A 26,006-nucleotide genomic window follows, 5' to 3' on the forward strand; every position below is an offset into this window, starting at 1 on the left:
CAGACCATGGCGAACGCCACGACTGCTTCACCTGACATGATGGCGGCACCCGCTTCGGAGCGCATTGCGCCGAAGCGGCTGATCGCCTTCCTTATCATGGTATTCGGGATGTTCATGTCGATCCTGGACATCCAGATCGTCTCGGCCTCCCTGAGCGAAATCCAGGCCGGCCTGTCGGCGAGCTCCAGCGAAGTCTCCTGGGTTCAGACCGCCTATCTGATCGCCGAAGTCATCGCGATCCCGCTGTCGGGATTTCTGTCGCGGGCCCTCGGCACGCGGCTTCTGTTCGCGATCTCGGCGGCTGGTTTCACCGTATCGAGCCTCGCCTGCGGCTTTGCCACGACCATCGAAGAGATGATCCTCTGGCGCGCGCTCCAGGGCTTTCTCGGCGCCGGCATGATCCCGACCGTGTTCGCCTCGGCCTACACAGTCTTCCCGCGTTCGAAATTCCACATCGTCGGCCCCATCATCGGGCTCGTCGCGACGCTGGCGCCGACCATCGGACCGACAGTCGGCGGCTACATCACCGACCTGATGTCCTGGAACTGGCTGTTCTTCATCAACGTCGTGCCCGGCATCGGCATTACCCTCGGTGTGCTGGCGCTGGTCGATTTCGACGAGCCGCATTTCGAATTGCTCGACCGCTTCGACTGGTGGGGCCTGATCTTCATGGCCGGCTTCCTCGGCACTCTGGAATATGTCCTTGAGGAAGGCCCGCAATATGAATGGCTGCAGGACACGTCTGTGGCGATCTGCGCCTGGATCTGCGTCATCTCGGCGATTGCCTTCTTCGTGCGCGTCTTCACGGCGGCCGAGCCGATCGTCAATCTGCGCACCTTCACCAACCGCAATTTCGCCGTCGGCAGCACGCTGCAATTCTGCATCGGCATCGGCCTCTACGGTTTGACCTATATCTATCCGCGCTATCTCGCCGAGGTGCGCGGCTACAGCGCGCTGATGATTGGTGAGACCATGTTCGTCTCCGGCATCACCATGTTCCTGGTCGCGCCGCTGGTCGGCCGGCTGATGGCGAGTCTCGACATGCGTTACATGATCGCGTTCGGCCTGATCGTGTTCGCGATCGGCTCCTACCAGATGACCTGGATCACGCGCGACTACGATTTCTACGAGCTGCTCGTGCCGCAGATCCTGCGCGGCATCGGCATGATGTTCGCGATGGTGCCGACCAACAACATCGCGCTCGGCACGCTGCCGCCTGATCGGGTGAAAAACGCGAGCGGCCTGTTCAACCTGATGCGCAATCTCGGCGGTGCGGTCGGGCTCGCCGTCATCAACACCGTGCTCAACGATCGCACCGACCTGCACATCACGCGCCTGCAGGATCGCGTGACCTGGGGCAATACGACCGCGACCGAAACCCTCAACCTTCTGATGCAGAAATTCCAGGGGCTCGGCGACTCCTCGCTGATGGCGATGAAGCAGCTCAGCCAGATCGTGCACCGGCAGGCCGTGGTGATGAGCTTCGGCGACGCCTTCTTCATACTGACGCTGTTCTATCTCGGCCTCAGCCTGCTGGTCACGCTGCTGAACAAGCCGGCCTCGCCGTTCGGCGGCAGCGGCGACGCGCACTAAATTGCAACACTCGCGCGTGATCTCGCGCGAGCCCCGTTGCAAATCGCAAACGACACATCTATAAAGCGCACCTCATTCATCGAACCGGGGAGGGATTTGCATGATTTCGTCGCACTCGCAGATCGCACGCCCGCGCTCGATGATGTTCTGGCTCGGTATGTGCTCGGCCTTTTAGAGGCCCTTTCCGCCAGCTTCGATTGGGGCCCAGGTCCCGATCCTTCCGCTTCCCAAGTCCAAGTCAAATTTGAGTGACGCCGTTTCGGCCTTCGTGGCCGGCCTGCGTCCATCGATGGAGCCGGCCCGCGCCAAAGCGGCCGGATGATGCCATGACCGCTCTGTCAAAAAAGCCCGCGGCGATACGCGTGGTGCTGCCCTTCGTGTTCCGGCACTGGCTGAAGCAGCCGGGACGTACGCTTGCCATTTCCGGCGGCCTGTTGGGTGCGACGGTTGCCGACCTGTTCATGCCAGTATTTTCAGGTCATCTGGTCGACGCGTTGACGCTGGGTCCGTCCAATCCCGAGGCGCGCCACGCCGCGCTGGTGGCGTTGGGCGGCATCGTGGCTCTGGGTGCGGCTTCGATGGTGCTGCGGCTGACCGGCCTCCAGGTCATTGTGCCGTTCACGCTGAAGATCATGTCCGAGGTCGCGCAGGACGCATTCATGCGCGTGCAGCGCTTCTCGACCGACTGGCACGCCAATTCGTTCGCCGGTTCCACGGTGCGCAAGATCACGCGCGGCATGTGGGCGCTCGACCTGTTGAACGACACCATCCTGCTGGCGCTTCTGCCTTCGCTGATCGTGCTGATCGGATCGATGATCCTGCTCGGCGTGCACTGGGCCTCGCTCGGCGTGGTGATCGCGCTCGGCGCGCTCGCCTATGTCACGATGACGGTGCTGTTCTCGACGCGCTACATCGCGCCGGCCGCGCGCATCTCCAACGCCTGGGACACCAAGGTCGGCGGTACGCTGGCGGATGCGCTGACGTGCAACGCCGTGGTGAAATCCTTTGGCGCCGAGGCGCGCGAGGATGCGCGGCTCGCCCGCGTCATCAACCGCTGGCGCGTGCGCGTGCGGCGGACCTGGCTGCGCTACAACTACACCGCCATGTCGCAGCTCTCTTTGCTGCTATGCCTGCGGGGGTCGGTGATTGGCGGCGCGGTGCTGCTGTGGATGTCGGGGCGCGCTTCCCCCGGCGACGTCACCTATGTGCTGACCAGCTACTACGTCATCCACGCCTACCTGCGCGACGTCGGCATGCACATCAACAACCTCCAGCGCTCGGTCAACGACATGGAGGAGCTGGTGGCGATCCATGACGAGCCGATCGGGATTGCCGATGCGGCCGACGCGCGGCCGATCGCGATTGCGGGCGGCGAGATCGTGTTCGACGATGTCACGTTCCACTACGGCGGCCATCGCGCGCCGCTGTACGACGGGCTGTCGGTGACGATCCGTGCCGGCGAGCGGGTCGGCCTCGTCGGCCGCTCCGGCTCCGGCAAGACCACCTTCGTCAAGCTGGTGCAGCGGCTCTATGACGTCACCAACGGCCGTGTGCTGATCGACGGGCAGGACATCGCCAAGGCCACGCAGCAGTCGCTGCGCAGCCAGATCGCGATCGTGCAGCAGGACCCGATCCTGTTCCATCGCTCGCTCGCGGAGAACATCGCCTATGGCCGGCCCGGTGCCAGCCTGGAGGCGATCGAGCAGGCGGCGCGGCTTGCGAATGCGCACGACTTCATCCTGCGCCTGCCCAAGGGCTACGGCACGCTCGTCGGCGAGCGCGGCGTGAAATTGTCGGGCGGCGAGCGGCAGCGCGTGGCGCTGGCGCGCGCCTTCCTGGCCGATGCGCCGGTGCTGATCCTGGACGAGGCGACCTCGAGCCTCGATTCGGAGTCGGAGGCGCTGATCCAGCAGGCGATGGAGCGGCTGATGAGGGGCCGCACCTCGATCGTGATTGCGCACCGGCTGTCGACGGTGCGCAGCCTCGATCGGATCCTGGTGTTCGACCGTGGCGAGATCGTCGAGCAGGGCACCCACGCGATGCTCGCAGGCAGGCCCGGCGGCATCTATCGCAGCCTGTTCGAGCGTCAGGTGGTGGAGCTCGGGCACATCGCAGCAGCGGAATGAGAGGCGCGCGGCGGCGGGGCAAGAGTCCGGCCGTCACGCCGCCAAGGATGGAATGAGATGAAGGACCTGACACGCGGCTCCGTCGTGAGCCACATTCTGAGTATGGCGCCACCGATCGTGGTCGGCATGATCACGATCATGATCTGCCAGCTGGTTGACCTGTACTTCGTCTCCGGGCTGGGTGACGCGGCCGTTGCAGGTGTCGCGGCGGCCGGTAACGCCGGCTTTCTCGTCAACGCCCTGATGCAGATGCTCGGCGTCGGCACGGTTGCGCTGATCGCGCATGCCGTGGGCCGCAAGGACCGCGGCGACGCCAATCTCGTCTTCAACCAGTCGGTCGTTCTGTCGGTGCTGTTCGGGCTGCTGACGCTGCTCGCGGGCTTTGCGCTGGCGCGCCCCTATATGCGTGCGATTGCTGCGGACGAGGCCACCATTGAGGCCGGCACCACCTATTTTCTCTGGTTCATGCCGGCGCTGGCGCTGCAATTTGCCATGCAGGTGATGGGGTCCGCGTTGCGGGCCACCGGCATCGTGCGCCCGAGCATGCTGGTGCAGGCGCTTGCCGTGATCATCAACATCGCGCTGGCGCCGGTCCTGATCATGGGCTGGGGCACCGGACACGCGCTCGGCGTTGCCGGAGCCGGCCTTGCAAGCTCAATCGCCATTTTCATCGGCGTGCTGATGCTGCTCGCGTATTTCCGCAGACTGGAGCGCTACGTCGCGTTTCATCCGGCGCAATGGCGTCCGCAGCTTCGGCAGTGGAAGAGGATCCTCAATGTCGGCCTGCCCGCGGGCGGCGAGTTCGCGATGATCTTCATCTTCATGGCCGCGATCTACTATGTGCTGCGCGATCTTGGCCCGGCGGCACAGGCGGGATTTGGCATCGGGACACGCGTCGTGGGCCTGATTCAGATGCCGGCCCTCGCCATTGCGCTGGCCGCAGGGCCCATCGCCGGCCAGAACTTCGGTGCGGGGAACGGTGCGCGCGTGCGGGAGACCTTCGTCAAGGCGGCGCTGATCGCGACCGCCGTGATGATCGCGCTCACGATTCTCGTACAGCTGTGGCCCGGGCTGTTGCTCGCCGGCTTCTCGAACGATCCGGAGACGATGAGGATCGCGTTTCTGTTTCTGAAGATGGTCTCGCTGAACATGGTGGCGCAGGGTCTGATCTTCACCTGCTCCAGCATGTTCCAGGGCCTCGGCAACACCAAGCCGGTGTTGTGGAGTTCGGCGACGCGAGTCCTCACCTATTCCTTGCCGGCGATCTGGCTCTCGACGCGGCCGGGCTTTCGGATCGAGTATGTCTGGTATCTGTCGAATGCGGCGACAACGCTACAGGCCGTTCAGAGCCTGTGGTTGTTGCGCCGCGAATTCAGGAAGCGCCTGGTGTTGCCGCCGCAGGAGGAAGCTGGACAGGAGTCCGTCGCGTCTCCCGCACGTGTGCCCACGTAGCGATAGCTCTCGTTGCGAAACAGTGCGACAGAGAAAATTGAATGGGGCACGCTTGTCCTCGACCCAGGGCTCCCACTAGTTTGCCGCGCCGTGGAGCGGCGCGGATCTACAAGGGGACTGAATGATCGACGTGTTGAACGAGCCGCGGCCGGCGTCCTGGCTCTCCGCGATCTGGGCGGCACGCTACCGCACGCCGGCCCGTTTCATCGCGCTGGTCGCACTGTTGTTGCCGTGGACGACGACCGGGGTGACCTTTGCGCTCGTGCCCTGGCTGATCGCCTTCGCGTTTGTCGATCTGAGGGCGTTTCCGCGTTCGCTGCTCCGCCCGGTCTGCCTGCTGCCGATTGCGCTGTTTGCGCTCGCCGTTGCCGGCACGCTCTGGTCGGAGGCGTCCTGGCCTGTGCGGTCGCGTGCGATCGGGCCGTCGGCAAAGCTGTTGGTGCTGCCGCTGCTGATCTACCAGTTCGAACGCTGGCCCTACGGTAACTGGGTTTTCAAGTCCTTCCTGGTGTCCTGCACGCTGCTGATGCTTTACTCATTCGCTGTCGCGATCGATCCCAACCTTTCGCTGAAACTCTATTTTTCTCGCGGGCCCTACCAGGTCGCGAGCGGGGTCGCGGTGCGCAACTATATCGATCAGAGCCAGGAGTTCGCGCTCTGCGCGATCGCGCTGGTCTATCCGATCGTGACGTTGTTCCGCGCCGGCCGCGTTAGCATTGCGTTGCTGCTCGCGGTGATGACGATCGGCTTCCTCGCCAACATGATGTTTGTCGTGGTGTCGCGGACCGTACTGGTGACGTTGCCGATCCTGCTGGTGGCGTTCGCGCTGCTGCATCTGCGCTGGCGTACAGCTCTGCTCGCTGCTGCCGCGGTGGCGCTGTTGACCGTCGTGCTGTGGAACGTCTCGCCGCATCTGCGCGCGACCGTCGCGAAGTTTCAGGGCGATTATGAAAGAAGCATGGAGAAGGATAACAATTCGATCAGCGGCATGGGCTCACGCCTGGAGTATTGGCGGAAGTCGGCGCAATTCATCGCCAACGCGCCGCTGCTCGGCCACGGCACTGGATCGACCCGCGGCCTGTTCTCAAGCGTGGCTGTTGATGCGGAGATCGACCCGTTGCACGGCGAGGTCGTCAGCGATCCCCACAATCAGACTCTCAATGTCGCCGTGCAATGGGGCGCGCTCGGTGTCCTCGTCCTTTACGGTCTGTGGTTTGCGCATCTCTTGATGTTTCGCGGCGAGGGGCTGGCCTGCTGGATCGGCCTCCTTGTCGTGGTCCAGAACATGCTGTCCTCGTTATTCAACTCGCATCTCTTCGATTTCACCGAGGGCTGGATCTACGTGCTCGGCGTCGGCGTCGCCGGCGGCATGGCGCTCGCGAAGAAGACGGCGCGCTAGTGCACGGCAAGACTGTTCCAGACGAGCGTCGCGCCCGACAGGAACAACAGGCCCAGCACGACATCGCCAAAATGCTTGTCGCTCAGCGCGTGATAGACGCGTGCGCCGGCCCATGCGCCGATCAGCGTGCCCGGAAAGGCGATCAGCGCGAGCCACACCACCTTGAACGCGACGAGACCCGAAGCTGTCTGCAACACCAGCGCGGTGGCCAGCACCGTGAAATTGAAGAGCTGGAAGATGCCGCGCCGCTCATGCTTGTTCCAGCCGCGGATATTCGCCCACAGGATCGGCAGCGGTCCGGATAATCCGGCCAGCCCGCCCAGAATGCCGCCGGCAAAACCGATCGCGCCGTCGGCGATGCGCCCGCCGAACTTGATGGCGAGCGACTTCTTGTTCAGGTACAGCGCGGTCGAGAAGATCAGCAGCAGCACGCCGACGCTCAGCTTGAACACTTTTGGATCGGCGGAGGCCACCATCATGGTCCCAAGCGGTACGCCGATCAGGCCGCCGATCAGAAACGGCCACACCAGCGAGAGATCAAAGCTCTTCCACATCGACGGCAGCGTCGAGGTCTGCGCGATCACCGAGCAGATCAGCACCAGCGGCACCGCGAGCGAGGGCGGCAAGACATACAGCCAGATCCCGAGCGCCATCAGCGCCGTGCCGAATCCGGCCAGCCCCGAGACGAAGCCGCCGGCCAGCGCGCCGAACAGCAGCAACGCGTAGTAGGACGTTTCCACCAATCATTTCCTGTCGTTATCGGCGATCCCGAAGCGTTGATCGCCGCTTGGCGCATAGCACAGATGCGGCGGCGGCGGTCAATTTCAAAACCGCACGCAACCGTGATCCCCAAGGGCGGGCGTTCTCGGAAGGCGCCCCTACATCATGATCGTAGAGCAATTTGGGGGATCCGCCGCAAGCCAGGTAGCACTTCGATTGGCCAGTCCCCGATGAGATGATGGAGCATGATCATGACCCGCACGAGCATTGCCATGGCGGCCGCGCTGTTGTCGGCGACCCTGCTGCCGACATTGGCGCAGGCGCAGCTTTCGGAGCCCGCCGCCTATCAGGCCGCACATCCCGACCGCGACGTGTTGAACGGGGGACAGCTCACGCCGGCCGCTCGTGCGGCCCTCGGCCAGCAGGGAGCGCCGAGCGATGCTTACGCGTTGCAGGCCTATCCGTCGCCCGCTGCGCCGGTCGTCCGCTCCCGCCATCATCGTCAGCATCAGTAAATTTCTGCTAGACGATCTGCCTGGTATCGGCGGGCCTATGCAGCGCGCCGACAAGGATGCGAAGGCCTTCCGTCAATTCCGATCGGTTGCGTGCTGCGCCGAGCGAGATGCGCGCCGCATGTGGCGGCGCTCCATCCACTGCGAAGGCATCGCCGGCAACGACTGCGAGCCCGTTGCGCAGCAGATGTGCCGCGACGTCGGGTCGGCTGTCCGGCAATTTTAGCCACAGATGATGGGCGGCGGGCCTAGCCATGAACTGAAAGCCCCTCAGCGCGCGCTGCGCCAATTGCTGGCGACCGACGGCCTCGTTGCGGATCGCGGTGATGATGCGGTCGGCGATGCCGCTCTCGAGCCAATGCGTCACCAACGCCACCATCAGCGGCGCCGGCATCTGCACGGTGGCCTGCAAATATGACCGCATCTCTTGCTGCGCGCCGCTGTCGGGCGTCAGCAGATAGGCCACGCGCAGCGCCGGCGCGATGCATTTTGACAGCGTGGTCGCGAGGTACGTCCGCTCCGGAATGAGGTTTGCGATCGGCGATGCCGAGCGGTCAAGCAGCCCGTAGGCGTCGTCCTCGATCAACATGGTGTCGGCATCGCGGATGACGTTTGCGATCGCGTTGCGCCGCTCTGCGGAGAGCGTCGCGGTGGTCGGATTGTGCTGCGTCGGAATGAGATAGACGGCCTTTGGCTTGTACGCGCGACAGGCTTTCGCCAGCGCATCGGGCAGGATGCCGCCTTCATCCATCGCCACGCCGACAAGCTTGACGCCGAGTCGCGTGGCAGCGGCCTTGACGCCGGGGAAGGTGAGCGCCTCCGACAGCACGACATCACCAGCGCGCGCGAGATGCGCGAGCAGGTTGAACAGAATCGTCTGCGCGCCCGGAAAGATCACCAGCTTGTCCGCGTGTGCCTGCGGAACGCGGGTGCGCATCCATCGCGCCGCGACCTCGCGCTCATGCGCGCTGCCGCCGGGTGGCTGGTAGTTGAGATGCGCGGTCAATCCTGATTGCGCGCGGATCGCCTCCAGCCCCGCGATGATGCGCTCGTCGAGCTGCGCTTCGAGCGGATGCGGCGGCACGTTCATCGAGAGGTCAATCGCGACGGGATGCGGCAGGTCGACCGCGCGGCGTGCGCTGGTCTCCGACACGAACGAGCCCTGTCCGACCCGGGCCTCCAGAATTCCGCGGCGCCGCGCCTCGGTGTAGGCGCGCGTCACTGTGGTGAGGTCGATGCCGAGCGCTTTGGCCAGCGCGCGCTGCGTCGGCAATTGTTGGCCGCGCACCAGCCGGCCGGCGGCGATGTCGGCCTCCATGGCCTCGACGATGCGGTGGTAGCGCGGGCCCGAGAGCTCCGAGATTGTAGGGGTCCAATCCATGCAATTTCGACCCATTTCCTTTGAATGTATGGATACAAGATATTATTGTATGGATCATCGAAACGGAAGAGGTGTGGTCATGGCGACCGGTTCAGTCTCTCTGGCAAAGGCGATGTGGCGGGGTTTTCGCGGCAAGTGTCCGAACTGCGGCGAGGGCCACATGTTTGGGCGCTTCCTGAAGGTCGCCGACGCTTGCGACCATTGCGGCGAGGAGCTGTTTCACCAGCGTGCCGATGATTTCCCGGCCTATCTGGTGATGGTCGTGGTCGGCCATCTCGTGGTGCCGGCGATCCTCGCGGTCGAGACCGCCTATGCGCCGCCGGTCTGGCTGCAACTGGCGGTGTGGCTGCCGGTGACGCTGTTGGCCTCGCTCGCGCTGCTGCAACCGACCAAGGGCGCAATCGTCGGGCTGCAATGGCAGATCGGCATGCACGGCTTTGAAGCGAGCAAGTTGCGGCGGGAAGCTGGGTTTGCACCCGTGCTCGTGAAAACGAACGCGCCGCGCACGGCCTGAGGCGTCTCGCGGCGTTTACATCGCGAACTCGGCCGCTACACTCCATCGTCAAACAAAACGATGGAAACGCCGATGACCGCGCGCTCGAAGACCTTCCTGCTTTGTCATGGCGCGTGGTCCGGCGGATGGGCCTGGAAGAAGATGCATCCGCTGCTGGCGCAGGCCGGCCACCGCCTGGTCGCGCCGACCTACACCGGGCTCGGCGAGCGTTCGCACCTCGCCAGTCCCGCAGTTGATCTCGAGACGCATATCCAGGACATCCTCAACGTCATCAAATTCGAGGATCTCAGCGACGTCGTGCTGCTCGGCCACAGCTATGGCGGCATGGTCGCCACGGGGGTTGCCGACCGCGCGCGTGAGCGGGTGACGCAATTGATCTATCTCGACGCCTTCGTGCCGCGCGACGGCCAGTCATTGTTCGATCTCAACGAGGGCGGGCGCGAGCCGATGCGCAGGGCGGCAGCTTCCGGTGACGGTTATCGCATCTCGCCGAATCCGCCGCCATCGGATACGCCACAGGCCGATCTTGACTGGCTCAACGCGCGCCGGATCAACATGCTAATCAAGTGTTTCGAGACGAAGCTGAAGCTCGAACATGGCGAGCCGGCAATGCCGCGCAGCTATATCTACTGCAAACGCATTCCGCCGGGCGACGTATTCGGGCAGTTTGCGAAACGCACGAAATGCGAAGATGGCTGGCGCTATTTCGAGCTCGACGCGAGTCACGCGCCGAACGTGACGGCACCAGAGGCGTTGATGGGCGTTTTGCAAGAAATCGTGGGCTAACTGACAGTCGTCATTCCGGGGCTCGCGCAGCGAGAGCCCGGAATCCATTCATCCACCAACTCTGTGGCCTGATGGATTCCGGGTTCTCGCTGCGCACGCCCCGGAATGACGGTGGCACAAAATGGTGAGGGGTCCGGCGCGCTAGCGCCGAACCCCTCGTCACTTTCTTGGTAAGACGCGTTTTCTTTGCGCGAACCGGAAAACCACTCGCTCGAAAACGCTTTAGAATATCAGCCGGCCTGTAAGCCGGGTTCTGTAGGGCACCGTCCGCTTGCGCAAACGATACGTGACGGCCATTCCTCTGGGACCATGTTTGCACATGGCCTCGAGCAACCTACCCGGACGGCGGGCCTGACATCGCCCCGCGGCGTTATCGCTTGCGCGATCGGCCCGCTACGCCGTCCCTATTCGGTTTTGCTCCCGGTGGGGTTTACCATGCCGGTCCCGTTGCCGGAACCGCGGTGCGCTCTTACCGCACCTTTTCACCCTTACCCGTCTACGCAGCTTGCGCTGCTACGACGTGGCAAGCCTGGGCTTGCCTCGCCGAAGCCCAAAGGGCGAAGGCGGGCGGTTCGTTCTCTGTGGCACTTTCCCTGGGGTCGCCCCCGCCGGACGTTATCCGGCACCGTATGTCAAGGGAGCCCGGACTTTCCTCCCCGGCGGCCTTTCGGCACCTGCCGGAGCGGCCGTCCGGCCGACTGACGGCTTACGCATGGGCATTTATGACGGTTTCGTCAAGCAGAGATCGCCGCGCACGCCGTGGCGCAAATAATTTATCCTGAAGATGTCGTTGGGTGTGCGCCCGGTTCGACTGGATGCCGGCAATCCAGCCGAGCAACAGGAGTTAGGCGATGCAGTATTTGCTGCTGATCTACCGGAACGAAGCTCAACAGAGCAAGATGGACCCCGCTGACTACCAGAAGCTGCTGGCGGCTTATTCCGCCTACACCCAGTCCATCGTTCAAAGCGGCAACTTCAAGGCCGGCGACGGGCTCCAGCCGACCTCGACCGCGACCACCGTTCGCGTTCGTGAGGGCAAGATCCTGGCGACCGATGGTCCCTTTGCCGAGACGCGCGAGCAGATCGGCGGCTATTATCTGGTCGAGGCCGGGGATCTCGACGCCGCGATTGCAATGGCTGCGCGGATTCCCGGAGCCAGGGACGGGTCGATCGAAGTCAGGCCCGTCATGATCTACAAATGATCTCGTCCGCTGGCATCGAATAATTATCCCGAGGATGTCGTTTGATGTTGGCCCCGTTCGACTGGATGTCGGCGATCAAGCCGAACAACAGGAGTAAGCCATGCAGTATCTGATGCTGATCTACCGGAACGAAGCGGAACTGAGCAAGATGACCCCCGCAGACCGTCAGGCGATGTCGGCGGAGTACGGCACTTACACGCAGTCCATCGTCCAGAGCGGCCATTTCAAGGCCGGCGACGGGCTTCAGCCGACCACGACCGCCACCACCGTGCGCGTCCGCGAGGGCAAGACCCTGACGACAGATGGTCCGTTTGCGGAAACCCGCGAGCAACTCGGCGGCTACTATCTGGTCGAGGCCAAGGATCTCGACACCGCCATTGGGCTGGCCGCGCGGATTCCCGGGGCCAAGGAGGGATCCATCGAGGTCAGGCCGGTCATGATCTACAAGTGATCTGTCCTGCCGACATCGACAAGATCTTTCGCGACGAGGCGGGGCGGGCGCTGGCCACGCTGATCCGCCTCGTCGGTGATTTCGATCTGGCCGAGGACGCGCTCCAGGACGCCTTTGCGGTTGCCCTTGAGCGCTGGTCTGCGTCTGAGGTGCCCGACAATCCGCGCGCCTGGCTGGTCAATGTCGGCCGCAACAAGGTGATCGACCGCGTCCGGCGGCAGGCTGTCTTCCGCGGCAAGCAGCAGGCGCTCGTGCAGGAGCTCGAGCTGAACGCGCAAGCGCCCGCCGAGCCACCGGCGATGCTCGACGACGACATGCTGCGGCTGATCTTCACCTGCTGCCATCCGGCGTTCGCGGCAGAGGTTCAGGTGGCGCTGACGCTGCGCACCGTCTGCGGGCTTTCGATGGCCCAGGTCGCGCGTGCCTTCCTCATCGGCGAGGATGCGATGGCGCAGCGCCTCGTCCGCGCCAAGCAGAAGATCAGGCTCGCCGGCATTCCCTACGAAGTGCCGGAGCACGCCGCGCTGACGCCGCGGCTCAACGGCGTGCTCGCCGTGATCTATCTCGTCTTCACCGAAGGCTATGTCGCGACCTCCGGCGCGGATCTGATGCGGCCCGATCTCGCGGTCGAGGCGATCAGGCTCGGCCGGTTGCTCGACCGGCTGATGCCGGATCGCGCCGGGATCAAGGGCCTGCTCGCGTTGATGCTGCTGCACGATGCGCGCCGCGCCGGGCGCGAGACGGCGGCCGGCGACATCGTGCTGTTGGAAGAGCAGGACCGATCGCTCTGGGATCGCGCGCAGATCGATGAGGGCTTGCGTCTGGTGGACGACGCGCTGCGCGTACCCGGCCGGCCGCAACCCTATGCGGTGCAGGCTGCGATTGCCGCGCTGCATGCGCGCGCGCCGAGTTTTGAGAAGACGGATTGGCCGCAGATCGCCGGGCTCTACGAGGTGCTGTTGCGCATCAATCCGTCGCCGGTGGTCGAGCTCAACCACGCCGCGGCCGTGTCGATGGTCGACGGCCCGGCGCGGGCGCTCGATCTCGTCGACGCGATCACCGCGCGCGGCGGGCTTGCGGGTTATGAGCTGTTGCCGGCGGTGCGGGCGGACTTGTTGCGGCGGCTGGAGCGCAAGGACGAAGCGCGCGAAGCGTACGCGGCGGCGACCGAGGCGACGCAGCTCGCGCCGTTGCGAAGGCTGTATGCGCGGCGGGTGAGGGAGCTTGGCTAGAGTGTGGTAACAGAAGGAATCAGATGCCGAGCGCGCTCTGGTAGGCGAAGAGCGCGGGGGCGCCGCCCGTGTGCAGGAAGATGACATCCTCGTCGTTGCGCCAACGCCCTTGGCGGATCATCGCGATCAGGCCGGCGAGCCCCTTGCCCGAATATACCGGGTCAAGTGCAAGAGCCTCCGATTTTCCTGCAAGACGGATCGCTTCGATCGTGGCCTCGTGCGGCACCCCGTAGGCTGGTCCGGCATGACCGGCGACCACTTCGACCATGGCCTCGTCGAAGCCGGCGCCAAGCAGATCCGCGGCTTGCCGCGCAAGGGCCAACACATCAGAGCGCACCCGTGCGGGTTCGGCATCGATATCGATCCCGACGACTCTTGTGCCCGGCATGGCAACGGCCGCGCCGACCACCAGACCGGCCTGCGTGCCGGCGCTTCCGGTGCAATGCACGATTGCGGCCGGCTCGAAGCCTGACCGCGCCGCCTGCTGCTCGATTTCGGAGATCGTGGTGGCATAGGCGACCGCGCCCAGCGCATTCGAGACGCCGTAGGGCACGAAATACGGCCTGCGCCCCGACGCCCGGAGATCGTCGACGAGGGTGCGGATGGCCGCATTGCGGTCGCCGGTCCATGGCACGTCATGCAGGTGCGCGCCGAACAGCCGGTTGAGAAAGGCGTTGCCCGAGGTTTCGTATTCCGGCGTCGGCGGCGCGAGTCGGCCGTGATAGACGGCCAGATGACAGGCAAGCCCGAGCTTTGCGGCAACCGCCGCAACCTGCCGCTGGCTGTTCGATTGCACGACACCGCCCGAGACGACCGTATCGGCTCCCTTTGAAACAGCATCGTGCAGGACGTAGTCGAGCTTACGCAACTTGTTGCCGCCGAATCCAAGCCCGGTCGCATCGTCGCGTTTGATCCATAGTCGCGGCCCGCCGAGATGAGCCGTCAGCCGTTTCATCGGCTCGAGTGGAGTGGGAAGATCGGCCAAGCCCAGGCGAGGAAAAGCTGCGAGTCGGTCAATCAGCGGCTTGCGATCAATCTGCGTCATTTCGTTCGCCCCGCTCGCGCATGATCGTTGGACAATAGCCTGACGCCCGCAATTGCAGCGACCATCGCGTGATCACATTCAAGCGAACAGGGGAAGAATTCTTATGAAGGAAGCGCAAAAGGGTTACTTCGCGGCGAGCGTCGTCGTCCCTTCAGCCGGCAGGCTCGACAGCAGCGCCTGCAATGTCGACAGCGTCGAATGATCGGCGACGCCATCCAGCCGTGCCGGGCGAAAATGGCGCTGGAAAGCGGTGACGACTTCCATCGTCGACGCGTCGTATTTGCCGGTCAGCGGCACGCCGTAGCCGTATCTTGCAAGCGCCTGTTGCAGGCTCAGCACCTCGTCGCTGATGGTGCCGAGCATCAGGCTCTCGCCGCGCACGACTGGTGCCGGCGTCACCCAGTGACCGACGCCGGAATTGGCCAGCGAATGCCACGGAAACTTTTCGCCGGGGTCCTTCTTGCGCGCGGGCGCGACGTCGGAATGGCCGAGCACCCGGTGCGCCGTCACCTTGCGGCGGAGCATGATGCCGCGGCACAGCGCGATCACGGCTGCGATCTGGCGCAGCGGGAACTCCGGATAGCCCCAATCGTGCCCGCGATTGACGATTTCGATGCCGATCGAGCTGGAGTTGATGTCGTCCTCGCCGGCCCAGGACGAGACTCCGGCATGCCAGGCGCGCCTGGCCTCCGGCACGCATTGCACGATGCGTCCGTCCTCGAGCACGACGTAATGCGCCGACACTTCGCTGCCCGCCGTGCACAGTCGCGCCAGCGCGCCCTCGACGTCGGGCATGCCGGTGTAGTGCAGCACGATCATGTCGGGCTGCCGTCCCTTGTCGCGCTCGCCATGATTGGGCGAGGGGATGATGTCGGAGACGATCGAGGAATCCGGATCGAACGTCCGCATGTTCGCCGCGGCCTTGGGAACCGGGAGAATGCGTTGACGCTTCGAATCAGATCCAGATGGCGTGGACGAACCGGACGACATAAACAGCTCGGGACGGACAGGAGAATGGGCCAAGCCCTTCTCTTTACTATTTCTTTACCGTCCGCTTCGCGCAATCGCGCTGCGCGGTTAACGGGTGCATTTTGGCCGGGTGTGTGGATGAGGCATCACTGCCCCTTTACCTTTTCAACTTGTAAGGAGCCGATCAACGCTTTCTTAACGCTAAGGGCCGTTACTGAGGCGTGAAGAGCCGACCCGCGTTCGGAGGCGGCCAAGCGTTTTTGGCTCGAAATCCCATGGCTGCCCGACAAATTCCACTGGGAACTCTGGGTTTGCGGCCAGGGACGACCGGGCTCGGCAACCATGCTGGACAGAGGTTGGGTCGTGGAACCGCCGCGACGCGGAATAATTCGAGGCGTGATGGGCTCGCTCGACCCCGATTTCACCTGTCCTTTCGGCAGGCGTGGCGCATGAGCTCCGCGCTTCACATTCCCGTGCTTGGCCGCGAGGCCGTCGATCATCTCGCGCCGCGCGAGGGCGGCATCTACGTCGATGCCACCTTCGGCGGCGGCGGCTATAGCCGCGCCATCCTCGACGTGCCGGGAACCCGTGTCATCGCGATCGATCGCGACCGCACGGCGATTGCCGGCGGTGTTGAGCTGGTTGATCGCTCCGCGGGCCGGCTGACGCTGGTCGAGGACCGCTTCTCGAATCTCGCCGAGGTCTGCGTGGCGCAGGGTATCGATGCCGTCGACGGCGTCGTGATGGACGTCGGCGTATCCTCGATGCAGCTCGACCAGGCCGGCCGTGGTTTCTCGTTCCGCCTCGAAGGCCCGCTCGACATGCGGATGGGGCAGGCGGGACCGACCGCCGCCGACGTCGTCGCGCGTGCCTCGGAAAGCGATCTCGCCGACATCATCTATCTCTTCGGCGAGGAGCGGCATTCGCGCCGGGTCGCCCGCGCCATCGTCGCGGACCGGCAGGAAACGCCGTTCACGACCACGCGCGCGCTCGCCGATCTCGTCGGCAGGGTGGTTCGCTCCAAGCCCGGGGATATTCACCCCGCGACGCGGACGTTTCAGGCGCTGCGCATCTTCGTCAACGAAGAGCTCGATGAACTCCAGACCGCGCTCGCTGCTGCCGAGCGTGTGCTCAAGCCCGGTGGCCGCCTCGTGGTGGTGTCGTTCCATTCGCTGGAAGACCGCATCGTCAAGAATTTCCTCTCCGAGCGTTCCAGGACCGGCGGCGGCTCTCGCCATCTGCCGGAACTGGCGCAGTCTGCGCCGAGTTTTCAACTTCTGACGCGGCGGCCTGTGATCGCCGGCGAGGACGAAGTTGCGCATAACCCGCGCGCCCGTTCCGCCAAACTGCGCGCCGCCGAGCGCACCGATGCGCCTGCGCATGACGACGGCGAGCCGTCATCCTGGCCAAAACTCTCCGACGTCATGAGGGGTGGCTAGCGCATGCGCATCATCCACCTTCTCGTCATTGGCGCGCTGATCTTCGCGGCCGCCTATGTCTACCGGATCAAGATGGATTCCACCGCCCGCACCGAGAAGGTGCTGCGGCTGCATGCGGAGATCCGCGAGCAGCGTGACGCGATCGCGGTGCTGCGCTCCGAATGGGCCAAGCTCGATGCGCCCTTGCGCCTGCAAGGCCTCGCCGAGCGGCATCTGCCGCTCAAGCCCGTCAACGGCACGCAATATGATTCACTGAAGAACCTGCCCGAGCGTCCGCCGCGGATGTTCAGGCCGGGCGAGCCTGATCCGATCGGAGCCATGCTCAACACCATCGAAGCCGCGAGCGATCCGGATACGGTGACGGGCTCCGTGCCTCAGTCTGAGGACAAGCAATGAGCGCTGCGACTCCGGCCAAACCAGTTGAGCCCTGGCGGCAGCGTCTAATCCGCAGCCTGCTCTACGGGCGCAATGTCGATCGCGCCGCGAAGGCGCGCGCCCGCGTCGGGCTCGCAATGCTCGCCTTTGCTGCGGTCTACGTCCTGATCGGCGGCCGCCTCGTGATGTTCGCGATCGGCGCCGATGCCCACAGTGCGCGGCGTGCTGCCTCGCAGGAGGTGGTTGCGACCGCGCGGCCGGACATCGTCGACCGCAACGGCGCGATCCTGGCGACCGACGTCAAGGCGGCAAGCCTGTTCGGCGAGCCACGCCGCATCATCGACAAGGACGAGGCGATCGAGCTACTGACCGCGACCGTGCCCGACCTCGACGAAGCCGAGGTGCGCGAGCGCCTGTCGTCGCGGAAAGGCTTCGTCTGGCTCAAGCGTGAGATCACGCCGAAGCAGCAGCAGGACATCCACAAGCTCGGCCTTCCCGGCATCGGCTTCCTGCGAGAGAACAAGCGCGTCTATCCGACCGGCAACGAGGTCGCCCACGTCATTGGTCTGGTCAACATCGACAACCAGGGCATCGCGGGCATGGAGAAGTGGCTCGACAATCAAGGGCTCGCCGATCTCCACCGCGCGGGCTTTGCCACCGACCGCCTGCAAAAGCCGATCGAGCTGTCGGTCGATCTGCGCGTCGAGCACGCGCTGCGCGACGAGCTTCAGAAGGCGAAGGAGAAATTCCACGCCAAGGCGGCTTCCGGCATCATCTCCAACGTCAAGACCGGCGAGATCGTGGCCATGGTCTCGCTGCCGGACTTCGATCCCAACAATCCGAAGGAAGCCCACGATCCCGATCGCATCAATCGCCTGACCACAGGCGTCTATGAAATGGGATCGACGTTCAAGTCGTTCACGCTGGCGATGGCGCTCGACTCCGGCAAGATCAACCTGAACTCGTCGTGGGACGCACGTGGAAACCTGCACTACGGCAAGTTCACCATCCATGACAGCCACTCGCTTGGGCGTTTCATCAACACCAAGGAAGTGTTCACCTACTCGTCCAATATCGGCGCCGCGCGGATCGCGCTCAACCAGGGTGTCGAGGCGCACAAGGCGTTCCTGGCCAAGATGGGACAATTGACGCGGCTGCGCACCGAGTTGCCGGAGAGTGCGGCTCCGCTGGTGCCGCGCCACTGGGGTGAGCTGAACACGGTCACCATCGCGTTCGGTCAGGGCCTGTCCGTGGCGCCTCTCCAAGCGGTGATGGGCATCAACGCCCTGATGAACGGCGGCTATTTGATTCCGCCGACGTTCCTCAAGCGCAGCGAAGCTGAAGCGGCAGCGATGGCCAAGCGCGTGATCAAGCCGGAGACCAGCGACAAGATGCGGTATCTGATGCGGCTCAATGCCGAAATCGGTACCGCCAAGTCCGCGGACGTCAAAGGCTACTATGTCGGCGGAAAGACCGGCACGTCGGAGAAGGTCATCAACGGCCGCTATGCCAAGAAGCGGGTGCTCAACTCCTTCACCGCGATCATGCCGTCGGACGATCCAAAATATCAGATTCTCGTCATGCTGGACGAGCCGCAGGCGATTCCTGAAACGAAGGGTTTCATCACCTCGGGCTGGAACGCGGTGCCCACGGGCGGCAAGGTGATCGAGCGGATCGCGCCGCTCTTGGGCATCGAGCCTCGGTTCGATTTGCCGCCGTCCGACCGCCTTATTCTTGCAGCATCCAAGGCAACCCAGTAATCAACGGGGTGGGCCATTGCCGCTGCTGAGTCGGGATTTTCCCGAAGATTCGGCTTTCCGGCATGGCATGTCGACTGGAAGACCATGAAGCTGCGCGATCTTCTTGGCAATGATGCCGCAATCGAGCCCGCTGTCGCGGCGCTCGAAGTGACGGGGATTGCGCTGGACAGCCGCGTGGTCAGGCCCGGCGACCTCTTCTTTGCGCTCGCGGGCAGCAAGACCGACGGCGCGCGTTTCATCGATGCAGCGACCGCGGCCGGTGCGTCGGCGGTCGTCGGCGATCATGCATCAGCGGGCTGCAAGGTGCCGTTCATCGCTGCCGCCAATCCGCGCCGTGCGCTGGCGCTGGCCGCGGCAAAATTCTTTCCCACGCAGCCAGCGACCATCGCGGCGGTGACCGGCACCAGCGGCAAGACCTCGGTCGCGGCGTTCACGCGACAGATCTGGGAGCGGCTGGGGCATGTCTCGGCCAGCATCGGCACCATCGGCCTCGTCTCGCCGAAGCGCACCGTCTACGGCTCGCTGACGACGCCGGATCCGATCGCGCTGCATCGGCAGTTAGAGGAGATCGCGCGCGACGGCGTCACCCATCTTGCGTTCGAGGCGTCCTCGCACGGACTCGATCAATATCGCCTCGACGGCGTGCGCGTCTCCGCCGGCGGCTTCACCAACCTCTCGCGCGACCATATGGATTATCATCCGACCGTCGCGCATTACCTCGCGGCCAAGCTCAGGCTGTTCCGCGAGTTGGTTCCGCTTGGCGGAGCTGCCGTGATTTCGGCCGATCATGATTGCTCGGCTGAAGTGATCGATGCGGCGAAATCGCGCGGCCTGCGTGTGGTGGCGGTCGGACGCAATGGCGACGGGGCAGGCGAGGGCATTCGTCTGATCGATGCCGAGGTCGAAGGCTTTTCGCAAAAGCTTGCGCTCGAGCATCGCGGCAAGCGTTATGCGATCCGGCTGCCGCTGGTTGGCGAATTCCAGATCGAGAATGCGTTGGTGTCGGCCGGCCTTGCGATCGGCACCGGCAGCGATGCGGCAAACGTGTTTGCAAGCCTCGAACATCTCGAAGGCGCCAAGGGTCGGCTCGAGCGCGTCGGCGAGCACAACGGCGCGCCGATCTTTGTCGACTACGCGCACAAGCCCGATGCGCTGGCGAAGGCGTTGCAGGCGTTGCGTCCCTACGCGAGGCGCAGGCTGATTGTGGTGTTCGGTGCCGGCGGCGATCGCGATGCCGGCAAGCGTCCGATCATGGGCGAGATCGCGGCGGAGAACGCCGATAGCATCATCATCACCGACGACAATCCGCGCAGCGAGAAGCCCGAGGCCATTCGCGCCGCGATCCTCACGACCGCCAAGGGCGCGCGGGAAATCAGCGACCGTGCCGCCGCGATCCGCGCAGCGATCGAGGAGTTGCAAGAAGGGGATGCGTTGCTCGTCGCCGGCAAGGGCCACGAGACCGGACAGATCGTCGGTGGCGAGGTGCTGCCCTTCAGTGATCACGAGGCGGTCGCCGCCGCATTAGCGTCGAGGGTTGCATGAGCGCGCCAATATGGACGGTTGCCGAGGTGGCGCGAGCGCTGGTCGTTGCCGGATCATTCCCGGATACCCCGATCGATTTCGTCACCCAGGACAGCCGCCTGGTGAAACCTGGCAGCCTGTTCGTCGCACTGAGCGGCACGCCGAGCGGCGGCTTCATCTCGGCCTTCGCCAGCGCGCGCGACGGCTGGGAGTTCGCGGACAAGGCGGAAGCCTCGGGCGCGGTGGCGATGATCGTGCCGCACGAGATCGCGGGCATCGGTATTCCGCAGATCGTGGTGAAGGACACCCTGATCGACGGGCTCTGGGGCCTCGCGCGTGCCGCACGCGCCCGCTTCAACGGGCCGGTGATCGGCCTTACCGGCAGCGCGGGCAAGACCAGCACCAAGGAGTTTCTCGCGGCTTATCCGAACGCCTATGCAAGTCCGTCGAGCTTCAACAATTTCTGGGGCGTGCCGCTGACGCTGTGCAACGCCAGGCCCGATGCCAGCCTCTGGGTCGTCGAGATGGGCATGAACCAGACCGGCGAGATCGCGCGGCTCAGCGAATTGACGCGGCCGACGGTCGCGCTCGTCGTCAACGTCCAGCCGGTGCATCTGGAAAAGCTCGGCTCGCTCGAAGCCATCCGGCGCGAGAAGGTGTCGATCGCGCTTGGCCTGCCCGAGGGCGGCGTGCTGGTGTTGCCGGCCGGGATCAAGGCGTCCGAATGGAAGGGCAAGGTCGTACGCTTCGGCGAGAATGCGGAGGTGCACGAGGTCGCGCACGCGCCGCATGGCGAGAGCTGGCAGGTCGTGGCCGCGATCGGCAAGAAGGAGATCGCGTTCAGCCTCACGCCAGGTGCGCCGCACCGCGTTCAAAATGCGCTGGCCGCGCTTGCGTCGATCCATGCCGCGAAGCTCGATGCAGCGACGCTTGCGATCAAGCTCGATCGCGTCGGCATCATGACCGGCCGCGGTGTCGAGCAGGTGGTCGGCGGCGTCACCGTGATCGACGACAGCTTTAACGGCAATCCGGCGAGCATAGCTGCTGCACTGCAAAGTCTTCAGGCGCGTCACATGACCGGCGGCCGCCGCATTGCGGTGCTCGGCGACATGCTGGAACTGGGCGGCGACGCACCTGGCTATCACACCGGCCTTGCCGCGCATCTTGCCGGCATCGACGGCGTCTATTGCGTCGGGCCTCTGATGCGCGGCCTCTACGACCTGCTTCCCGCCGGCAAGGGCCTCGGCTGGCACGACGACCCCGCCACGCTCGGGCCGAGCGATGTTGCGGCGCTTCTGAAGGCAGGCGACGTGGTGGTTGTCAAGGGCAGCAAGAAGATGTTCTGGGTCAACAAGTTTGTGCCGGGCCTAGTGGCCGCCTTGCAGGCAAAGGCGTAAACTGCTTGGAAGGCGCTGTTCCCGATCCCACCTTTTTTGCGGCGCGAAGCCGGCAGGTTTCTTAGAGGTCGCCCGACCCATGATGAAGACCAGCGAATGCGCGTGAGGCGAAATCCGCGTCTGAAGAAGCCCGCGTGCGAAAGGCGCCATAGGACCGTCTGAATGTTTTACTGGCTGATCGAGCTCTCCAACACATTTCCGAGCTTCGGTGCAATTCGCACCGTCCTGAACGTCTTCCGCTACATCACCTTCCGCACCGGCGGCGCCGTCGTCACCGGCGCGCTGTTCGTGTTCCTGTTCGGACCCTGGATCATCGATCATCTGCGCATCCGCCAGGGCAAGGGACAGCCGATCCGGGCCGATGGCCCGCAATCGCATCTCAGCAAGAAGGGCACGCCCACCATGGGCGGGCTGATGATCCTGTCGGGCCTCACGGTCGGAACCGTGCTGTGGGCCAACCCGCTCAACCCCTACGTCTGGATTGTGCTCGCGGTGACGCTCGGCTTCGGCTTCGTCGGCTTCTATGACGATTACCTCAAGGTGACCAAGCAGACCACCACCGGGTTCGGCGGCAAGCTTCGCCTGCTGATCGAGGCGATCATCGCGCTGGCCGCCTGCTATGCGCTGGTGCGGCTGAACCGCGATCCCTCGTCCACCGCGCTCTCCATTCCCTTCCTCAAGGATACGGTACTGCATTTCGGCTGGTTCTTCGTCGTCTTCGGCGCCTTCGTCATCGTCGGCGCCGGCAACGCGGTGAACCTCACTGACGGTCTCGATGGCCTCGCCATCGTTCCTGTGATGATCGCGACCGCGAGTTTTGCGATGATCGCCTATCTCGCCGGCAACGCGGTGTTCGCCGACTATCTCCAGATCAAATATGTCGCGGGCACCGGCGAACTCGCGGTGCTCTGCGGCGCGCTGCTCGGGGCCGGGCTCGGCTTCCTCTGGTTTAACGCGCCGCCCGCGTCGATCTTCATGGGCGACACCGGCTCGCTCGCGCTCGGCGGCATGTTGGGCTCGATCGCGGTTGCCGTGAAGCACGAGATCGTGCTCGCGGTGATCGGTGGCTTGTTCGTGCTGGAGGCGGTCTCCGTCATCGTGCAGGTGGTGTCGTTCAAGCTCACGGGCAAGCGCATCTTCCGCATGGCGCCGATCCATCACCATTTCGAGCAGCTCGGCTGGACCGAGCCGCAGATCGTGATCCGCTTCTGGATCATCTCGGTGATGCTGGCGCTCGCCGGCCTCTCCACGCTGAAGCTCCGGTGATCGACCGATGATCCCCGTTACGTCCTTCGCCGGCAAAATGGTCGCGGTGTTCGGTCTCGGCGGCTCGGGGCTCGCGTCATGCCACGCGCTGAAGGCTGGCGGCGCCGAGGTGATTGCCGCCGACGACAGTGCCGAGAATGTCGCCAAGGCCGCGCAGGCCGGTTTCATCACCGCCGACTTGCGCAACGTCTCCTGGGCGAATTTCGCGGCGCTCGTGCTCGCGCCCGGCGTGCCGCTGACCCATCCGGTGCCGCATTGGAGCGTGCTGAAGGCGCGCGAGGTGGGCTGCGAGGTGATCGGCGACATCGAGCTGTTCTGCCGCGAGCGGCGCCGGCATGCGCCGGATGCACCGTTCGTCGCGATCACCGGCACCAATGGCAAGTCGACCACGACGGCGCTGATCGCGCATCTGACCAAAGTCGCCGGCTACGACACCCAGATGGGCGGCAATATCGGCACCGCGATCCTCTCGCTGGAGCCGCCGCGCATGGGCCGCGTCCACGTGATCGAGATGTCATCCTACCAGATCGACCTCACGCCCTCGCTCGATCCCTCCGTCGGCATCCTGCTCAATGTCAGCGAGGACCACATCGACCGCCACGGCACGATCGCGCATTACGCCGCGGTGAAGGAGTGCCTCGTTGCGGGCGTGCAACGCGGCGGCACCTCGATCGTCGGCGTCGACGACGGCTTTTGCCGCGACATCGCCGACCGGCTCGACCGCGCCGGCAAGAACGTTGTGCGGATCTCCGTCAAGAACCCGCTGGCGAGCGGTATCCATGTCGAGCACGGCACCATCGTGCGCACCTCGGGCGGTGCGAAGAGCGAGGTCGCAAAGCTCGGCGGGATCGGCTCGCTGCGCGGCCTGCACAATGCGCAGAACGCGGCTTGCGCCGCGGCCGCCGCGCTCGCGATGGGCATCAGTGTCGATGTGCTTCAGAACGGCCTGCGCAGCTTTCCGGGCCTGGCCCATCGTATGGAGCAGGTCGGCCGCCGCTCCAACGTGCTGTTCGTCAACGATTCCAAGGGCACGAATGCGGACGCCACCGCGCATGCGCTATCGTCCTTCGCCGATATATTCTGGATCGCCGGTGGCAAGCCGAAGGCGGGCGGCATCACTGGCCTCACCGGCTTCTTCCCGCGCATTCGAAAAGCCTATCTGATCGGTGAGGCCGCGCAGGAGTTTTCCGGCACGTTGGGCACGCAGGTGGTGCACGAGATCAGCCAGACGCTCGACGTCGCGGTCGAGCATGCCGCCCGCGATGCGGAAGCATCCGGCCTCACCGACGCCGTCGTGCTGTTATCGCCCGCCTGCGCCTCCTTCGACCAGTACCGCAACTTCGAGATCCGTGGCGCCAAGTTCCGCGATCTGGTGCAGGCGCTGCCGGGTGTGAAGCCGGTGGTGTGAGGCTCCCGTGTCCCGGACGCGCGTAGCGCGAGCCGGGACCCAGAATGTCGCAATCATGGGCCCCGGTTCAGCAGCGCAGCGCGCCGCGAAGAAATGGCGTGCTGCGCTGCGCCCGGGCAAGAGACTCTTCACAACTTGATCGGTCCCATTAACCCCCCGGTAACCAACCTCGGCGACCAATGGGCGGACCTCTGTCCGAAAGCGGCCGCCCATGCTCTCCCGTGAAGAACGCACCCCCTTTTCCGAGTGGTGGTGGACCGTCGACAAGCCGCTGCTCGGTGCGATTCTCGTGCTGATGCTGACCGGCGTCATCCTGTCGCTGGCGGCGAGCCCCCCGGTTGCGACCCGCATCGGGCTCGATCCCTTTCACTTCTTCAGCCGCCACGTGATGTTCCTGGCGCCGTCCTTCATGGTGCTGGTCGGCGTTTCCTTCCTGTCGCCGCGGTCAATCCGTCGCTCGGCACTGATCATCTTTGCCGTCAGCATCGTCCTGATCGTGCTGACGCTCGCGATCGGCCCGGAGGTGAAGGGCTCGCGGCGTTGGATCACGCTGCTCGGTGTCAACATCCAGGCCTCTGAAGCGGCCAAACCGTCCTTCGTCGTCGTCGCCGCGTGGCTGTTTGCGGAATCCACCAAGCGCCCGGAGATGCCGGCGACCTCGATGGCGCTGGTGCTGCTGTTGATGCTGGTCTCGCTGCTGGTGATGGAGCCCGATTTTGGCCAGACCATGCTGATCCTGATGGTGTGGGGCTCGCTGTTCTTCATCGCGGGCATGCGCATGATCTGGGTGTTCGGCCTTGCAGGCGCCGCCGCCGCCGGCCTGTTCAGCGCCTATCTTTTCGTTCCGCACGTCGCCGGACGCATCAAGCGCTTCATGAACCCGGCCTCCGGCGACACCTTCCAGGTCGATACCGCGATGGAAGCCTTCTACAACGGCGGCTGGTTCGGGCTCGGGCCGGGCGAGGGCATCGCCAAACGCAGCCTGCCGGACAGTCATACCGACTTCGTGTTCGCGGTTGCCGCCGAGGAGTTCGGCATCATCCTGTGCCTTGCGATGCTGGCGCTGTTCGCCTTCGTCGTCATCCGCACACTGTCGCGCGCCTACGCCAATGAGGACATGTTCTCACGCTTCGCAGCCTCAGGCCTTGCTATCCTGTTCGGCGTGCAGGCCGCGATCAACATGTCGGTCAACCTCCAGCTCATCCCCGCCAAGGGCATGACGCTGCCGTTCATCTCCTACGGCGGCTCCTCGATCGTGTCGCTGGCCTACGGCGTCGGCATGATGCTGGCGCTGACGCGGCTGCGCCCGCGCACCGAGGTCGAGGCGAGTGGCCACGCCGAGGCGATGCGCAGCTACGCGTAGCCTCCCTCGTGTCCCGGACAAGCGCAGCGAAGCGGAGCGCAGAGCCGGGACCCAGAATGCCGCATCAATGGGCCCCGGTTCAGCAGCGCACCACG

General features: G+C 64.7%; 22 protein-coding genes and 1 other RNA gene. 18 read left to right on the forward strand and 5 right to left on the reverse strand.

Going from position 1 to position 26,006, the window contains the following annotated elements; translation table 11 throughout:
• Nucleotides 1–6 precede the first annotated feature (6 nt).
• From ABIB73_RS10790 to ABIB73_RS10805, 4 genes are all read left to right on the forward strand, one after another.
• The gene (locus tag ABIB73_RS10790) at nt 7–1,593 is read left to right on the forward strand and encodes a DHA2 family efflux MFS transporter permease subunit (protein WP_354223781.1); all 1,587 of its coding nucleotides are present in this window, start codon (nt 7–9) and stop codon (nt 1,591–1,593) included.
• A gap of 326 nt (nt 1,594–1,919) precedes the next feature.
• Nucleotides 1,920–3,719 (forward strand): ABC transporter ATP-binding protein, encoded by a 1,800-nt coding sequence (locus ABIB73_RS10795; RefSeq protein WP_354223783.1) that lies wholly within the window; start codon nt 1,920–1,922, stop codon nt 3,717–3,719.
• Nucleotides 3,720–3,776: 57 nt separating this feature from the next.
• Entirely contained in the window at nt 3,777–5,171 is a 1,395-nt protein-coding gene (locus ABIB73_RS10800; protein WP_354223785.1) for an MATE family efflux transporter, read from the forward strand.
• A gap of 121 nt (nt 5,172–5,292) precedes the next feature.
• On the forward strand, nt 5,293–6,570 hold the full coding sequence (locus tag ABIB73_RS10805; RefSeq protein ID WP_354223787.1) for an O-antigen ligase family protein: 1,278 nt from the start codon (nt 5,293–5,295) through the stop codon (nt 6,568–6,570).
• On the opposite strand, the gene ABIB73_RS10810 is transcribed toward ABIB73_RS10805, so the two are convergent.
• Nucleotides 6,567–7,310 (reverse strand): sulfite exporter TauE/SafE family protein, encoded by a 744-nt coding sequence (locus ABIB73_RS10810; protein WP_354223789.1) that lies wholly within the window; start codon nt 7,308–7,310, stop codon nt 6,567–6,569. The genes ABIB73_RS10805 and ABIB73_RS10810 overlap by 4 nt on opposite strands.
• A 231-nt stretch (nt 7,311–7,541) precedes the next feature.
• Between ABIB73_RS10810 and ABIB73_RS10815 the strand changes: the two genes are divergently transcribed.
• On the forward strand, nt 7,542–7,805 hold the full coding sequence (locus ABIB73_RS10815; protein WP_354223791.1) for a hypothetical protein: 264 nt from the start codon (nt 7,542–7,544) through the stop codon (nt 7,803–7,805).
• Between the two features lie 7 nt (nt 7,806–7,812).
• On the opposite strand, the gene ABIB73_RS10820 is transcribed toward ABIB73_RS10815, so the two are convergent.
• Nucleotides 7,813–9,183: an aminotransferase-like domain-containing protein gene (locus ABIB73_RS10820; protein ID WP_354223793.1), complete on the reverse strand. Its 1,371-nt coding sequence runs from the start codon at nt 9,181–9,183 to the stop codon at nt 7,813–7,815.
• A 49-nt stretch (nt 9,184–9,232) separates the two neighbouring features.
• On the opposite strand from ABIB73_RS10820, the gene ABIB73_RS10825 reads away from it, so the two are divergent.
• Nucleotides 9,233–9,697 carry a DUF983 domain-containing protein gene (locus tag ABIB73_RS10825; protein ID WP_354223794.1) on the forward strand — a complete coding sequence of 155 codons (465 nt, stop codon included), beginning with the start codon at nt 9,233–9,235 and terminating at the stop codon, nt 9,695–9,697.
• 72 nt (nt 9,698–9,769) lie between these two features.
• On the forward strand, nt 9,770–10,483 hold the full coding sequence (locus ABIB73_RS10830) for an alpha/beta fold hydrolase (RefSeq protein WP_354223796.1): 714 nt from the start codon (nt 9,770–9,772) through the stop codon (nt 10,481–10,483).
• Between the two features lie 226 nt (nt 10,484–10,709).
• Here ABIB73_RS10830 and rnpB read toward each other — a convergent pair.
• An RNA gene (gene rnpB, locus ABIB73_RS10835) (RNase P RNA component class A) lies at nt 10,710–11,185 on the reverse strand.
• A 149-nt stretch (nt 11,186–11,334) separates the two neighbouring features.
• Between rnpB and ABIB73_RS10840 the strand changes: the two genes are divergently transcribed.
• From ABIB73_RS10840 to ABIB73_RS10850, 3 genes are all read left to right on the forward strand, one after another.
• Nucleotides 11,335–11,685, forward strand: a complete 351-nt coding sequence (locus ABIB73_RS10840; protein ID WP_354223798.1) for a YciI family protein — start codon at nt 11,335–11,337, stop codon at nt 11,683–11,685.
• 100 nt (nt 11,686–11,785) lie between these two features.
• The gene (locus ABIB73_RS10845) at nt 11,786–12,136 is read left to right on the forward strand and encodes a YciI family protein (protein WP_354223800.1); all 351 of its coding nucleotides are present in this window, start codon (nt 11,786–11,788) and stop codon (nt 12,134–12,136) included.
• Complete coding sequence (locus ABIB73_RS10850; RefSeq protein WP_354224275.1) at nt 12,136–13,368, forward strand: RNA polymerase sigma factor; 1,233 nt, start codon at nt 12,136–12,138, stop codon at nt 13,366–13,368. The genes ABIB73_RS10845 and ABIB73_RS10850 overlap by 1 nt, the downstream gene beginning before the upstream one ends.
• Nucleotides 13,369–13,387: 19 nt before the next feature.
• Here the strand turns inward: ABIB73_RS10850 and ABIB73_RS10855 are convergent, their stop codons facing one another.
• Both ABIB73_RS10855 and ABIB73_RS10860 read right to left on the reverse strand, forming a co-directional pair.
• Nucleotides 13,388–14,413, reverse strand: coding sequence for a D-cysteine desulfhydrase family protein (locus ABIB73_RS10855; RefSeq protein WP_354223802.1), 1,026 nt, complete (start codon nt 14,411–14,413; stop codon nt 13,388–13,390).
• Nucleotides 14,414–14,536: 123 nt separating this feature from the next.
• Nucleotides 14,537–15,322 (reverse strand): N-acetylmuramoyl-L-alanine amidase, encoded by a 786-nt coding sequence (locus ABIB73_RS10860; protein ID WP_354223804.1) that lies wholly within the window; start codon nt 15,320–15,322, stop codon nt 14,537–14,539.
• A 509-nt stretch (nt 15,323–15,831) separates the two neighbouring features.
• On the opposite strand from ABIB73_RS10860, the gene rsmH reads away from it, so the two are divergent.
• The 8 genes from rsmH (at nt 15,832) to ftsW (ending at nt 25,911) form a co-directional block, all read left to right on the forward strand.
• On the forward strand, nt 15,832–16,821 hold the full coding sequence (rsmH, locus tag ABIB73_RS10865) for a 16S rRNA (cytosine(1402)-N(4))-methyltransferase RsmH (protein WP_354223805.1): 990 nt from the start codon (nt 15,832–15,834) through the stop codon (nt 16,819–16,821).
• Nucleotides 16,822–16,824: 3 nt separating this feature from the next.
• Nucleotides 16,825–17,217, forward strand: coding sequence for a cell division protein FtsL (gene ftsL / locus ABIB73_RS10870; RefSeq protein WP_354223806.1), 393 nt, complete (start codon nt 16,825–16,827; stop codon nt 17,215–17,217).
• Nucleotides 17,214–18,956 carry a peptidoglycan D,D-transpeptidase FtsI family protein gene (locus ABIB73_RS10875; protein WP_354223808.1) on the forward strand — a complete coding sequence of 581 codons (1,743 nt, stop codon included), beginning with the start codon at nt 17,214–17,216 and terminating at the stop codon, nt 18,954–18,956. The genes ftsL and ABIB73_RS10875 overlap by 4 nt, the downstream gene beginning before the upstream one ends.
• A gap of 84 nt (nt 18,957–19,040) precedes the next feature.
• Nucleotides 19,041–20,498: a UDP-N-acetylmuramoyl-L-alanyl-D-glutamate--2,6-diaminopimelate ligase gene (locus ABIB73_RS10880; protein ID WP_354223810.1), complete on the forward strand. Its 1,458-nt coding sequence runs from the start codon at nt 19,041–19,043 to the stop codon at nt 20,496–20,498.
• Nucleotides 20,495–21,874, forward strand: a complete 1,380-nt coding sequence (locus ABIB73_RS10885) for a UDP-N-acetylmuramoyl-tripeptide--D-alanyl-D-alanine ligase (protein ID WP_354223811.1) — start codon at nt 20,495–20,497, stop codon at nt 21,872–21,874. The genes ABIB73_RS10880 and ABIB73_RS10885 overlap by 4 nt, the downstream gene beginning before the upstream one ends.
• 162 nt (nt 21,875–22,036) lie before the next feature.
• Entirely contained in the window at nt 22,037–23,140 is a 1,104-nt protein-coding gene (mraY, locus tag ABIB73_RS10890) for a phospho-N-acetylmuramoyl-pentapeptide-transferase (RefSeq protein WP_354223813.1), read from the forward strand.
• Between the two features lie 7 nt (nt 23,141–23,147).
• Nucleotides 23,148–24,548, forward strand: coding sequence for a UDP-N-acetylmuramoyl-L-alanine--D-glutamate ligase (murD, locus tag ABIB73_RS10895; protein ID WP_354223815.1), 1,401 nt, complete (start codon nt 23,148–23,150; stop codon nt 24,546–24,548).
• A gap of 211 nt (nt 24,549–24,759) precedes the next feature.
• Nucleotides 24,760–25,911, forward strand: coding sequence for a putative lipid II flippase FtsW (ftsW, locus tag ABIB73_RS10900; protein WP_354223817.1), 1,152 nt, complete (start codon nt 24,760–24,762; stop codon nt 25,909–25,911).
• Nucleotides 25,912–26,006 lie beyond the last annotated feature (95 nt).

Origin of the sequence: Bradyrhizobium sp. F1.4.3, assembly GCF_040548375.1 — a bacterium.
Classification (GTDB): Bacteria; Pseudomonadota; Alphaproteobacteria; order Rhizobiales; family Xanthobacteraceae; genus Bradyrhizobium.